Source organism: Actinomadura sp. 6N118 (genome assembly GCF_044326415.1).
GTDB lineage: Bacteria > Actinomycetota > Actinomycetes > Streptosporangiales > Streptosporangiaceae > Spirillospora.
In genome coordinates, this window is the sequence record NZ_JBIRAZ010000002.1 from 384,496 (window position 1) to 396,888 (window position 12,393).

The following is a 12,393-nucleotide window of genomic DNA, read 5'->3' on the forward strand; positions in this document are numbered from 1 at the left end:
CTGCCACCGAGCCCGTCCAGCCCTTGGAGCATCGCGATGTCCCTGGCCGAGAACCGCGCCGACGTCCCCGTCACCGTCGACGAGGCCCTCTGCATCGACGGCTGCACCCTCTGCGTCGATGTCTGCCCCCTGGACGCCCTCGCCGTTCACCCGGAGACCGGCAAGGCCTACATGCACGTGGACGAGTGCTGGTACTGCGGCCCCTGCGCCGACCGCTGTCCCACCGGCGCCGTGACCGTGAACATGCCGTACCTCCTCCGCTGAACCCTCGAAGGACACGCTCATGAACCGCAAGATCGCGGTGGCCGTCGCAGGCCTGCCCGTCCTGTCCCTGCTGGCCGGCTGCACCGTCGCCGGGAACGCCTCCAGCGAAGGCGGCTCGGTACGGGTCGTCGTCGGCTACCAGTCCAAGACCATCAACACCGTCACCGCGGGTACCCTGCTGCGCTCCCTCGGCTACTTCGAGAAGCGGCTGAACGAGCTGGGCGGGGCCGAGGGGAAGAAGTACTCCGTGGTCTGGCAGGACTACGACACCGGTGCGCCGATCACCGCCCAGATGCTCGCCGGGAAGATCGACATCGGCTCGATGGGCGACTACCCGCTGCTGATCAACGGCTCGCGCGCCCAGGCCCAGGGCGGGGACGCGCATACCGAACTGGTCTCGGTCACCGGCTACAACCTGAAGGGCGCGCTTAACGGCGTCGTGGTGGCCAAGGACTCCAAGGCCGCGACGCTGCGCGACCTCAAGGGCACGACGGTTTCCACGAGCGTCGGCTCGGCGGGCCATGGCACGTTCGTGCAGGCCGCGAAGAAGTACGGGTTCGACGGCGCGAAGGACGTCAAGGTCGAGAACCAGCAGCCGTCGGTGGGCGCCACCGCGCTGGAGTCGGGCAAGGTCGCCGGGCTCTCGCAGTTCGTGGCGTGGCCGGGCGTTCTCGTCGCACAGGGCCGGGCCCGCCTGCTCTACGACGGCGGCGACTTGGACGTGCCCACGTTCCACGGCGTTGTCGTCCGCAAGAAGTTCGCCGGTGACAGGCCCAAGATCCTCCAGGAGTTCCTGAAGGCGCAGATCGACGCGACCCGCTACCTCAACGACAATCCGGTCAAGGCCTCCGAGTCGGTCGCGTCGACCACCGGGCTTCCCGTCGAGGCCGTCTACCTTTACAACGGCTCGGGCGGCGTCTCCACGTTCGACGTGACGCTCAAGAAGCAGCTCCAGGACGTGCTCGCCCACGATGTGCCGTTCCTGAAGTCGATCGGCGTGCTCCAGACGCCCCTCGACCTCAAGCCGTTCATCAACGACACCTACATCCGCCAGGCCTACGGCTCCTCCTACGACGCTGACGTCGCCAAGACGGCCACCCCGGACGGGGGCGAGATCTGGTTCGCAGGGGAGGCGACGACCCGGAAGTTCGCCGACCCGGTCGCCCTGCTGCGCGGCGTACGGGACGCGCAGCAGCAGGGCAGACGGATCAAGGCCGTTTACGTCGCCGATGGCACCACCGGCACGCGCTGGTTCGCCGACAAGGACGTGTGGGTCGAGGACCCGGAGGCCGTCGGCGCCGAGCGCTTCCAGGCGTTCGCCACCGACGAGGTCGCGCGCAGGTACCTGGCGGGCCACCCGGGCAGCAAGATCGTCAGCTACCAGGACGCGGTGAAACGCGCATGACGGCGAAACTGACCAGGCTGGCGTCGCTCGCCGCCGCCCTGCTCGCCTGGCACCTGCTCACCGCCGCGGACGTGCGGCTGTGGGTGCGCTTCGACCGGTTCCCGGGCCCGCTGGACGTGGCCCGCGAGCTCCAGCGGCAGATCCAGCACCCCCAGTTCTACGAGGACGTCGCGCAGAGCCTCGTCCGCATCCTCACCGGATTCGCGCTGGCGGCGGTCTTCGGCATCGCGCTCGGGATCGCCGTGGCCCGGTCCCGCTGGGCGGGGAACGTGCTGCAGCCGCTGTTCGAGGTGGTCAGGCCGATTCCGGCGATCGCGCTCGTGCCGGTGGCGATCCTGCTCTTCCCGGCGAACGAGCAGGGGATCGTCTTCATCACGTTCGTCGCCGCGTTCTTCCCGATCCTGGTGAGCACGCGGCACGCCGTGAGGGCGCTTCCGCTGGTGTGGGAGGACGCGGTGCGCACGCTGGGCGGGAGCCGGGCGCGCGTGCTGGCGACCGTGGTGCTGCCCGGCGTCCTCCCCGGCGTCTTCGGGGGCCTGTCGGTCGGCATGGGCGTCGCGTGGATCTGCGTCATCTCCGCCGAGATGATCTCGGGCGACTTCGGGGTCGGCTACCGCACCTGGCAGGCGTACACGATCGTCGACTATCCCGGCGTGCTGGTCGGGATGATCACCATCGGGCTGCTCGGCTGGCTGACCTCCGGCGCGGTCGAGCTGGCCGGGCACCGCGCCACCCGCTGGCTGCCGAGGGAGCAGAAATGAGCGCACTGTCCCTGCACGCGAGCGGGGTCACGCTCGCCTACGACGGCACGCCGGTCGTCACCGGCCTCGACCTTCACGTGGAGGCGGGGGAGGTCCTGGTCATCGTCGGGCCGTCCGGCTGCGGCAAGTCCACCCTGCTCCGCGCGTTCGCCGGGCTGCTCAAGGTCCAGGCAGGACGCGTCCAGGCCGGCGACACCCCGATCACCGGGCCGTCCCGTGACCGGGCGCTGGTCTTCCAGGACGACGCGCTGCTCCCGTGGCGCAGCGCCCGCCGCAACGTCGAACTCCCGCTCGCGGTGCGCGGCGTCCCGCGGGCCCGCCGCCGTGTGGAGGCACTGAGCTGGCTGGAACGGGTCGGGCTGAGCGGGAAGGAAGACCGGCTGCCGCGCGAGCTTTCGGGCGGCATGCGGCAACGGGTCCAGCTCGCCCGCACCTTCGCCGCCGAACCCCGGGTGATCCTCATGGACGAGCCGTTCGGCGCGCTGGACGCCCAGACCCGGGCCACCATGCAGCGGCTCCTCGCCGACGTGCTCGCCGACGCCCCGGCCACCGTCGTCTTCGTCACCCACGACGTGGACGAGGCGCTGCTGCTCGGCGACCGGATCGTGGTGCTCGGCCCCGACGGCGCCGCCGCTGGGTTCCAGCGTGACGAAAGCCCCGGCCTGCGTGACCTGATCCTCGCCGAGCTCGGCGTCGCGATCCTGAAGGAGGAAGCGGCCTGATGGAGATCCCCTCCCTGACCGGGCGGCGCGAGCTGAGCTGCGACGTGCTGGTCATCGGCGGCGGCACCGCCGGGACGATGGCCGCCATCACGGCCGCCGAGAAGGGCGCGTCGGTGCTGCTGCTGGAGAAGGCGCACGTCCGGCACTCCGGCGCGCTCGCCATGGGCATGGACGGCGTCAACAACGCGGTCATCCCCGGCAAGGCGACCCCCGAGGCGTACGTCGCCGAGATCACGCGGGCCAACGACGGCATCGTCGACCAGCGAACGGTCCACCAGACGGCCACCCGCGGGTTCGCCATGGTGAAGCGGCTCGAACGCTACGGCGTGAAGTTCGAGAAGGACGAGCACGGCGAGTACGCGGTCCGCCGGGTGCATCGGTCAGGCTCGTACGTGCTGCCGATGCCCGAGGGCAAGGACGTCAAGAAGGTCCTCTACCGGGTGCTGCGGCAACGTTCCATCCGCGAGAAGGTCCAGATCGAGAATCGCGTCATGCCGGTGCGGGTCCTCACCTCGGGCGGCCGGGCCGTGGGCGCCGTCGGCTTCGACACCCGTAGCGGGGAGTTCGTGACGGTGTCGGCCAGCGCGGTCATCCTGGCCACCGGCGCCTGCGGGCGGCTCGGCTTGCCCGCCAGCGGGTACCTGTACGGCACGTACGAGAACCCCACCAACGCGGGGGACGGCTACGCGATGGCCTACCACGCCGGAGCCGAGCTGAGCGGGATCGAGTGCTTCCAGATCAACCCGCTGATCAAGGACTACAACGGCCCGGCCTGCGCCTACGTCGCCAACCCGTTCGGCGGCTACCAGGTCAACGCGCAGGGCGACCGGTTCGTGGACTGCGACTACTGGTCCGGGCAGATGATGGCCGAGGTCAAGCGGGAGATCGACTCCGCCCGCGGGCCGATCTACCTCAAGCTCAGCCACCTTCAGGACGAAACGCTGACGACGCTCGAGGGGATCCTGCACACCACCGAACGCCCGACCCGCGGCACGTTCCACGCGGGCCGAGGCCACGACTACCGCACGCACGACGTCGAGATGCACATCTCCGAGATCGGATTGTGCGGCGGCCACTCCGCCTCCGGGGTGTGGGTGGACGAGAACGCCCGGACGACCGTGCCTGGCCTGTACGCGGCGGGCGATCTGGCCTGCGTGCCGCACAACTACATGATCGGCGCGTTCGTCTTCGGCGACCTCGCCGGGGAGGACGCCGCCGCGCACACCGTCGGCCAGACAGAGCGCGGCCCGCTCGACGAGGACCAGATCGCCGCCGCGCACGAGCTGATCTACCGCCCGCTGCGCAACCCCGACGGCCCGCCGCAGCCGCAGGTCGAGTACAAGCTGCGGCGCTTCGTGAACGACTACGTCGCGCCGCCCAAGACCGCGACCCGGCTGGACATCGCCGTCGAGACGTTCACCCGGATGGAGACCGAGATCGCGGCGATGGGCGCGCGCACGCCGCACGAGCTCATGCGCTGCGCCGAGGTGACCTTCATCCGGGACTGCGCCGAGATGGCGGCGCGGTCGTCGCTGACCCGGACCGAGAGCCGCTGGGGGCTCTACCACGACCGGGCGGACCTGCCCGAGCGCGACGACGCCGCCTGGTTCTTCCACCTCAACCTTCGCCGCCGCCCGGACGGGGCGATGGAGTTCCTCAAGCGCCCGGTCGCGCCGTACCTCGTCCCGGTCGAGGGGATCACCGTCCCGGAGCGCGACCCGGAGCCCGTCCTCCTCGCCGCCCGGTCCGGCCCCTCGGCGGGCGCCGGCAGGGTGGCCGCCGCCCCCGCCGAGGCACGTCCCATCGGTCGTTCGCCCCGCATCCTCGAACTGCACGAACTCGCCGAGACCGAGCCGCCCTTGGAACGACTCGCTCCCTACCTGGCGGACCCCGATCCCAAGGTGCGGCGAGCAGCCGTGGCCACCCTCACCGAGGTCGTGCCCGCCGGTGTCACGATCGCGCTCGCTCAGGCGCTCACGGACGAGCACGGTTCGGTCCGGCATGCCGCCGCGACCGCGTTGCGTGAACTGGTCGAGATCCTTCCCGCCACCGCGGACGTACGCGACGCCTTGCTTCCCGTTCTCGCCAACCAGGACGCGGTCGTACGAGCCGTGACGCTCGACGTCCTCCGCGCTCTCCGTCTCGGTGACGGCACCCTCTTCGCCGGGGCCCTGTCGGACGGGGACCACCGCGTACGCCTCCAGGCGGTGCGCGGCCTGGTCTCCCTAGACGACGAGGCCGGGGTGGCGCAGGCCGCCGCCGACGCCAACCGCGAGGTCCGGATCGCCGCGGCCCACGGCCTTGGCACGATCGGGGCGCGGACCTCCGCCGGACCCCTCGGGGCGCTCCTCCGCGATCCCGACGACCTCGTCCGCGCCGCGGGCCTCGAAGCCCTCGCCGGGATCGGCACCCCGCGGTCCCTCGCCCAGATCGCCGTGGCCGCCCTGCACGACCCGGCCTGGCAGGTCCGGACGGGCGCGGCCCGGGGCCTGGCCGGAGCGGAACCGGAGACGGCCACGGGTGCGCTGATCAAGGCCCTCGACGACCCGCACCTGGACGTCCGCAAGGCCGCCGTCATGAGTCTGGGGCGATGGGCGGCCATTCCCGAAGTCGCCGACGCCCTGGCCGCCGCCCAGGACGACACCGACGCCGATGTTCGTGCCTACGCCCGCCGTGCCCTGACCGGCTGACACCTCCACCACGGGCGACCAGCCGGCACCTCCACGGGGTGCTCGCGCGTCAGAGGTGAAGGGCGAGGACGATCAAAGCTGCCGTGGTGGCGGTCTCGACCAGGGCTCCGAAGACGTCTCCCGTCACTCCGCCCAGGCGGCGGGTGGCGTGCCGGAGAAGCAGGAGCGACGCCCCCACACCTGCGAGGACTGCGGCGACCGCGTACAGGGGGCGCCCAATGGCCAGGCCCGCGCCGGACGCGGCAAGGAGGCAGACTCCGGTGACGGCCAGGGCGGTGCGCGTGGTGATGGTGCTGGAGACCAGGGCGCCCAGACCATCCGGGCGGGCGGAGGGGACGCCGGTGCGGCACGCCCAGGGCAGTGCCAGGCGGCCGGTCACGGCGGCGATCAGCACGGCGACGGGCGCGTACGGGGCTGAAGCCAGCGCCGCCACCTGGAGCAGCAGCGTGAGGAGCAGCGTCACCACGCCGAAGGGACCGATGTCCGAGCGCTTCATGATCGCCAGTGCGTCCTGCGCCGGACGGCCGCTGCCGAGGCCGTCCGCGAGGTCGGCCAGGCCGTCCAGATGGAACGCCCGGGTCATCACTGCCATGACCGCGACCGCCAGCACCGCCTGGAGGAACCGTGCCAGGCCCAGCCATTCGCCCAGAACGAGAACCAGTGCCGCGGCGCCGCCGACGACGAGTCCGACGACCGGAGCGAGCATCATCGCCTGGCCCCCGGTGTCCCGGTCGACGCGCGGCGCCCGTACCGGGACGGCGGTCAACAGCGAGACGGCCAGACGCAGCCCGTTCACAGCGGCCCGTTCACGGCAACCCGGTCACACGCCCGGCCACGACGAGGGCCGTCTCCTCGGACTCGGCGGCCAGCCGCTGGTTGAGGTCCCCGAGGACGTCGCGGAACGCCCGCCCCGCCCGCGTCGTGGGGACCAGCGAGAGCCCGACCTCGTCGCTCACCGCCACGACGCGGGCCGTCGTGGCGCGCCAGGCAGAGATCAGCTCATCGAGACAGGGGGTCACCCGGGCCGGGTCCTCCCAGGCGCCGGTCTCGCTCATGATGGCGGCCACCCAGGTGCCGATGCCGTCCACCAGGACCGCGCCGGAGGTCGAGGCCAGCAGGTGCGCCAGGTCGCGCGTCGCCTCGACCGTCTTCCACCAGGCGGGGCGGCGGCGCTGGTGCGCCTCGATCCGGGCCGCCCATTCGGGGTCGTCGCCGCGCACCGCGGTCGCCACGTACGTCACGTACGGATGGCCGATCAACCTCATCTCCGCCTCGGCCGACTTGCCGGACCGGGAGCCGCCGAGCAGCAGGGTGCGGTGCGGCCCTTCCCGCTGTGTCATCCAGAAGCCCTGGCGGCGCTCCAGCTCCTCCGGTGACGAGATGCGATGGTCGACGTACACCGTGATGATCTCGGTCGCGGCGGTGACCGCCCCGGCGTGCCGCAGCCGGCCGAGATGATCGGGACAGCCCACCAGGTCCAGCAGGGCCGCGTCGTACACCGTCTCGGCGACCGGTTCCGGCCGTTCGCCGGGCCCGCCCGCCACCAGGATCCGCCGCCCGGAGGCGGACCGCACGTCGTACCCGCCGGGCACCTTCCAGCGCGAGCACTTCTCGAGCGGCACACCGTCGATGAGGATCCGGGTGGGCTCATGGCTGATCCCGGCGGTGCGCAGGCGGGCACAGGAGGCACAGCGGCAGTCGGGCAGTGGCCAGCCGTCCCGGCCGGCGGTCCCCTGAAGATCGATGTTCATTGATCGAAAACTCTACGGGCCAGGTGCGCGCCGCCCTGGTAACGACGCGGGTCGCTGATCGAGAGGCTACTCTCGCGGCAACGAGGGAGGACAAGCGCGATGGCGTGGAGCTGGCGATTGGAAAAGGCCGACGGGCGCTCGGTCGGCATGTCGGAGGAGACGTTCTCCACCCAGGCCGACGCGGAGACCTGGCTGGGCGAAAACTGGCGTGCTCTGCGTGAGGACAAGGTCGACCAGGTCACGCTTCTGGACGACGAGAGGGTCGTGTACGGGCCGATGAGCCTGCACGAAGCGCAGTGAGCGTCTCCTTTGCCGTGCACGCCCGCACGGCAAAGGAGACGCCGAGCGTCACGGACGCTGCGGGGGGCTGACCGTGCGCGCCGGGTCGCGTTCCACGATCGGGCCGAGCACGTCGTCGATGCGCGTGAGCACCTCGGCGTCCAGCTTCACCCCGGCGGCCTTCACGTTGTCGCGCACCTGCTCGGGCCGGGAGGCGCCCACGATCGCGGCCGAGACGTTCGGGTTCTGCAACACCCAGGTGATGGCGAGCTGCGCCATGGTGAGCCCGAGCTCGTCGGCGATGGGCTGCAGGTTCTGGACGCGCGTCAGCGTGTCGTCGTTCAGGTAGCGCCGGACCATGTCGGCGCCGCCCTTCTCGTCGGTGGCGCGCGTACCAGCGGGCAGCGGCTGGCCCGGCTTGTACTTGCCGCTCAGCACACCCTGCGCGATCGGCGACCAGACGATCTGGCCGATGCCCTCCTTCTCGCAGAGCGGGACGACCTCGCTCTCGATCACCCGCCACAACATCGAGTACTGCGGCTGGTTCGACACGATCCGGTCGAAGCCCATCTGGCCGGCGATCTCCAGCGCCCGGGCGATCTCCTCGGCCCGCCACTCCGAGACACCGATGTACAGCGCCTTGCCCTGCCGGACGACGTCCTCGAACGTCTTGAGCGTCTCCTCCAGCGGAGTCTCGTAGTCGAAGCGGTGCGCCTGGTAGAGGTCGACGTAGTCGGTCTGCAGCCGGCGTAGCGAGCCGTGGATCGATTCGAAGATGTGCTTGCGCGACAGGCCGCGGTCGTTCACCCCGGGACCGGTCGGCCAGTAGACCTTCGTGAAGATCTCCAGGCCCTCCCGGCGCTGGCCCTTGAGCGCGCGGCCGAGCACGTCCTCCGCGCGGGTCCCGGCGTAGACGTCGGCGGTGTCGAAGGTCGTGATGCCCTCGTCGAGCGCCGCCTGGACGCAGGCGAACGCCGCGTCCTCCTCGACCTGCGAACCGTGGGTGAGCCAGTTGCCGTACGCGATTTCGCTGATCTTCAGGCCGCTACGGCCCAGTCGTCGAAACTCCATGCCCCCGACCCTAACGGCGGAGATAGGAGTGGTTCACACCTTCTGACCGGGCTTGACCTGAGGAGCGGGCACCCGGAGGCGGCGGATCTGCATGGCGCGCATCGCCGCGTACAGCCCGACGCCCTTGGTCTCTTCGTCGGGATACTGCTCGGCCGCCAGCTTCTTGATCCGGCGGCTGATGAGCAGGCCCTCGATGAAGACCGCGGCGAGCAGGACCGGGGGCGCGAACAGCACCAGCAGCTTGGCCGCCGCGATCGGCAGCAGGCTGAGCGCCACGATCGCGAACATGCCGTACATGAGGTACGAGCCGATCGTGCGGCGCCCGTCGACATAGTCGCGGGCGAGCCGGCGGACCCGGCCCTTGTCGCGCTTCAGAAGGTACTTCTCGTCACCCTTGGCCATGCCTTCGCGGGCCTTGACCCGTTGCTCGGCCTGCTTTTCGCGGACCCTCTTGTAGGCCTCTTTGCGGTTGGAGGGTGCCGTGATCGGCTGGCGGCGGGCCTTCTGGGCCTCCGCGCGCTTGGGAGTGGGGCGCCCCTTGCCTCCTGGCTTTACTACCTGAGGAGGATCTGAGGGGGCTTCCTGGGTACGACGTCGGAACACAGAGATCAGCCTACCGGCTGCGAACATCGTGGCTGCCTCGCGCGTTAACGCGTAGGGTGATATGAACCCCAGCAGTGGTTATAGAGCCCAGTTTGTGACTGAGCTACAGCACACGAAGGGACTGGCGCCGCGCGATGAGCGTGATGAAGCGAATGTCGATGATCTTCAAGTCCAAGGCCAACAGGGCCCTGGACCGCATGGAAGATCCTCGGGAGACCCTCGACTACTCCTACCAGCGTCAGCTGGAGATGCTGCAGAAGGTTCGTCGGGGCGTTGCCGACGTCGCAACCTCGCGCAAGCGTCTCGAGTTGCAGATCAACCAGCTTGAGGGCCAGCAGAACAAGCTGACCGACCAGGGCAAGAAGGCGCTCCAGGTGGGCCGCGAGGATCTGGCGCGCGAGGCGCTGACCCGCCGTTCCGGGCTGGACAGCCAGCTGAGCGATCTGCGCGCGCAGTACCACCAACTCCAGGGCGAGGAGGAGAAGCTCACGCTCGCCTCGCAGCGGCTGCAGGCCAAGGTCGACTCCTTCCGTACCCGCAAGGAGACGATCAAGGCCACCTACACGGCGGCCGAGGCGCAGACCAAGATCAACGAGGCCTTCAGCGGCATCTCCGAGGAGATGGGCGACGTCGGCCTGGCGATCCAGCGCGCCGAGGAGAAGACCGAAACCATGAAGGCCCGGGCCGGGGCGATCGACGAGCTGCTGGCCTCCGGCGCCCTGGAGGACTTCTCCGGTCCCAAGGACGACATCCAGGCCGAGCTCGACCGCATGGGCTCCGGTCCCGGCGTCGACGTGGAGCTCGAACGCCTGAAGGCGGAGCTGGGCCAGGGTCCCGCGCCCAAGGAGCTCAACCAGGGCACGCCCACCGCCGCGCCGCAGCAGCAGGACACCCCCCAGCAGGCTCCGCAGGGCCAGCAGTGGCCACAGCAGCCTGGAGGCCACCAGTGATCGTCCGGATCATGGGGGAGGGGCAGGTCGACGTGGCGCCGGGCGACCTGGCCGGGCTGAACGAGCTCGACGAGAAGGTCGAGCAGGCGATCGAGTCGGGGGACGAGACCGCCTTCCGCACCGCGCTGCACGCGCTGCTGGACCAGGCCCGCAAGATCGGCAAGCCGCTCCCGGATGACGACCTGGAGCCGTCCGAGCTGATCCTGCCGCCGTCCGACGCCACGATGGACGAGGTCAAGGCGATGCTGGGGGACGAGGGCCTCATCCCGGACTGAGCCACGGCGTTTTTGTGTCACACGGCACTTAATCTCCCCCGAGCGCGCCTTACTTTCGTTCCGTACCTGGAGAGCAGGGGGAACGATGGTGCCTGCGCGCTATTCACGCGAGCGACGCCTCACCGCGCGGATGGCGCTGACCATGGTGTTGCTGGCGGTCCTGTACGGCCTGCTGGTGATGCCCTTCTTCCAGATCTCGACGCTCTGGGGCCTGGTGGCGGTCGCCGCCGTCGCCGTCCTGCTCACGGCCCAGTTCCGCTACGCCGACCATGTCGCGCTGTGGACGATGGACGCGCGGGAGGTCTCCGCGGCCGAGGAGCCCGAGTTGCATGGGCTGGTCGAGCGCCTGTGCATGTCGTCGGGGCTTCCCAAGCCACGCGTTGCCATCGCCGATACCGACATCCCCAACGCCTTCGCCGCCGGCTGCCGCCGGGATCGCGGGGTGGTCTGCGTCACCACCGGCCTGCGTGAACGGCTCGACATGGCCGAGCTCGAAAGCGTGCTGGCCCACGAGATGGCGCATCTCGCGCACCGCGACGTGGTGGTGGCCACGATCGCCGGGTTCCCCGCGTTCTGCGGCGGACTGATCATCACGACCGTGAGCGGGCTGCTGCTGGGCGAGGGCCGCCCGGCCGCCCGGCTCGCCGGCGTGGTCCTGCTGCCCATGGTGCCGCTGGCCGCGCTGCTCTTCCCGGTGAGCCTGCTGCTGAACCTGGCGATCTCGCGGCAGCGCGAGTTGTGCGCCGACCGTACCGGTGCCCTGCTGACCGGCCGGCCGGCTGCCTCGTCCGCCGCCCTGACCAAGATCTGCGCCGAGATCGAGTCTGCGCCCGCGGGCGAGCTCCGGGAACTGCGCCCGCTGAACGGCCTCCTCACCGTGCCCGCGCGGGCGACGGGGCGCGCGGTCGCCGACCTGGTGTCGACCCATCCCCGGGTGGAAGTACGGGTCCGCCGGCTCACCGAGGTCTCCCAGCGGCTCGCGAGCGGAAGAAGGTGACCATGCCGTCGTTCGGAGATGTCCTGCTCGGCCGCGCGAGGCCCGCCGACCCGGACCTGGACCGGATCTTCGGCCTGGTGCCGGCCGCCGCCGCGCTGGAGGCCATGACCGGCTTCGTCCCCTCGGGGTTGGGCTCGGTGTGCTTCCGCACGGTCGACGGCGGGGTCTTCGACGCGTTCGCCCAGGTCCAGCGGGAGCTCCGGCGCCTGGTCGCGACCGAGCCCGACGCCACCGCCGAGTACAGCACCGACGCGTACGGCTGCGGCTGGGTGCTGACGCGGCATCCGCAGGGGGCGCTGGAACGTGTCGTGAACGACCTGCACGTCGTCAACGCGGCGTTCGAGGACGGGGGCTTCGGGCCGTACCTGCTGTGCTCGCTGACCGGTTTCGCCCGGCCCGACGGACGCCGTCTCGCCCTCGTCTACACGCACGTCAGCGGAACGTTCTACCCGTTCGCACCGGCGGCGGGCGGTGGCCGTGACGACGCCCTGGAGGACCAGGCGAGCGAGGCCGTCGGGGCCGACCTGCCGTTCGAGCGGGACCGTGCCAGGTGGTTCCCGCTGTGGGACGCCCCCGCGATCTGACGCTCCTGGCCGGTCCTCGCCGGGTGTGACAGGCTCGATCT

14 protein-coding genes are annotated in these 12,393 nt (G+C 70.8%); 10 read left to right on the top strand and 4 right to left on the bottom strand.

Annotated features, from left to right (window positions below):
• Positions 1-36 precede the first annotated feature (36 nt).
• The 5 genes from ACH34W_RS05575 to ACH34W_RS05595 are packed head-to-tail and all read left to right on the top strand — an operon-like array spanning position 37 to position 5,842.
• Positions 37-264: a ferredoxin family protein gene (locus ACH34W_RS05575; protein WP_392592649.1), complete on the top strand. Its 228-nt coding sequence runs from the start codon at positions 37-39 to the stop codon at positions 262-264.
• A 19-nt stretch (positions 265-283) separates the two neighbouring features.
• Positions 284-1,669, top strand: coding sequence for an ABC transporter substrate-binding protein (locus tag ACH34W_RS05580; RefSeq protein ID WP_395959610.1), 1,386 nt, complete (start codon positions 284-286; stop codon positions 1,667-1,669).
• Positions 1,666-2,430: an ABC transporter permease gene (locus tag ACH34W_RS05585; RefSeq protein WP_395959611.1), complete on the top strand. Its 765-nt coding sequence runs from the start codon at positions 1,666-1,668 to the stop codon at positions 2,428-2,430. Before ACH34W_RS05580 ends, ACH34W_RS05585 begins: the two co-directional genes overlap by 4 nt.
• Positions 2,427-3,152: an ABC transporter ATP-binding protein gene (locus tag ACH34W_RS05590; RefSeq protein ID WP_395959612.1), complete on the top strand. Its 726-nt coding sequence runs from the start codon at positions 2,427-2,429 to the stop codon at positions 3,150-3,152. The genes ACH34W_RS05585 and ACH34W_RS05590 overlap by 4 nt, the downstream gene beginning before the upstream one ends.
• Entirely contained in the window at positions 3,152-5,842 is a 2,691-nt protein-coding gene (locus ACH34W_RS05595; RefSeq protein WP_395959613.1) for a fumarate reductase/succinate dehydrogenase flavoprotein subunit, read from the top strand. Before ACH34W_RS05590 ends, ACH34W_RS05595 begins: the two co-directional genes overlap by 1 nt.
• A 49-nt stretch (positions 5,843-5,891) precedes the next feature.
• Here the strand turns inward: ACH34W_RS05595 and cobS are convergent, their stop codons facing one another.
• A complete protein-coding gene (gene cobS / locus ACH34W_RS05600; protein ID WP_395959614.1) occupies positions 5,892-6,638 on the bottom strand; it encodes an adenosylcobinamide-GDP ribazoletransferase in 747 nt (248 codons plus the stop codon).
• 10 nt (positions 6,639-6,648) lie between these two features.
• On the bottom strand, positions 6,649-7,593 hold the full coding sequence (locus ACH34W_RS05605) for a bifunctional adenosylcobinamide kinase/adenosylcobinamide-phosphate guanylyltransferase (protein ID WP_395959615.1): 945 nt from the start codon (positions 7,591-7,593) through the stop codon (positions 6,649-6,651).
• 99 nt (positions 7,594-7,692) lie between these two features.
• On the opposite strand from ACH34W_RS05605, the gene ACH34W_RS05610 reads away from it, so the two are divergent.
• Positions 7,693-7,893, top strand: a complete 201-nt coding sequence (locus ACH34W_RS05610; protein WP_395959616.1) for a hypothetical protein — start codon at positions 7,693-7,695, stop codon at positions 7,891-7,893.
• Positions 7,894-7,941: 48 nt separating this feature from the next.
• On the opposite strand, the gene ACH34W_RS05615 is transcribed toward ACH34W_RS05610, so the two are convergent.
• Together ACH34W_RS05615 and ACH34W_RS05620 are read right to left on the bottom strand one after the other, a co-directional pair.
• Positions 7,942-8,943, bottom strand: coding sequence for an aldo/keto reductase family protein (locus ACH34W_RS05615; RefSeq protein WP_395959617.1), 1,002 nt, complete (start codon positions 8,941-8,943; stop codon positions 7,942-7,944).
• Between the two features lie 33 nt (positions 8,944-8,976).
• Positions 8,977-9,546, bottom strand: coding sequence for a DUF3043 domain-containing protein (locus ACH34W_RS05620; protein WP_395959618.1), 570 nt, complete (start codon positions 9,544-9,546; stop codon positions 8,977-8,979).
• 134 nt (positions 9,547-9,680) lie between these two features.
• Here ACH34W_RS05620 and ACH34W_RS05625 point away from each other — a divergent pair, with 134 nt between their 5' ends.
• The 4 genes from ACH34W_RS05625 (at position 9,681) to ACH34W_RS05640 (ending at position 12,352) form a co-directional block, all read left to right on the top strand.
• Entirely contained in the window at positions 9,681-10,496 is an 816-nt protein-coding gene (locus ACH34W_RS05625; RefSeq protein ID WP_395959619.1) for a PspA/IM30 family protein, read from the top strand.
• Positions 10,493-10,771: a hypothetical protein gene (locus tag ACH34W_RS05630; protein ID WP_151566296.1), complete on the top strand. Its 279-nt coding sequence runs from the start codon at positions 10,493-10,495 to the stop codon at positions 10,769-10,771. Before ACH34W_RS05625 ends, ACH34W_RS05630 begins: the two co-directional genes overlap by 4 nt.
• 85 nt (positions 10,772-10,856) lie before the next feature.
• The gene (locus tag ACH34W_RS05635) at positions 10,857-11,768 is read left to right on the top strand and encodes a M48 family metalloprotease (RefSeq protein WP_395959620.1); all 912 of its coding nucleotides are present in this window, start codon (positions 10,857-10,859) and stop codon (positions 11,766-11,768) included.
• A gap of 2 nt (positions 11,769-11,770) precedes the next feature.
• Positions 11,771-12,352, top strand: a complete 582-nt coding sequence (locus ACH34W_RS05640) for a hypothetical protein (RefSeq protein ID WP_395959621.1) — start codon at positions 11,771-11,773, stop codon at positions 12,350-12,352.
• The last annotated feature ends 41 nt before the right edge of the window (positions 12,353-12,393 follow it).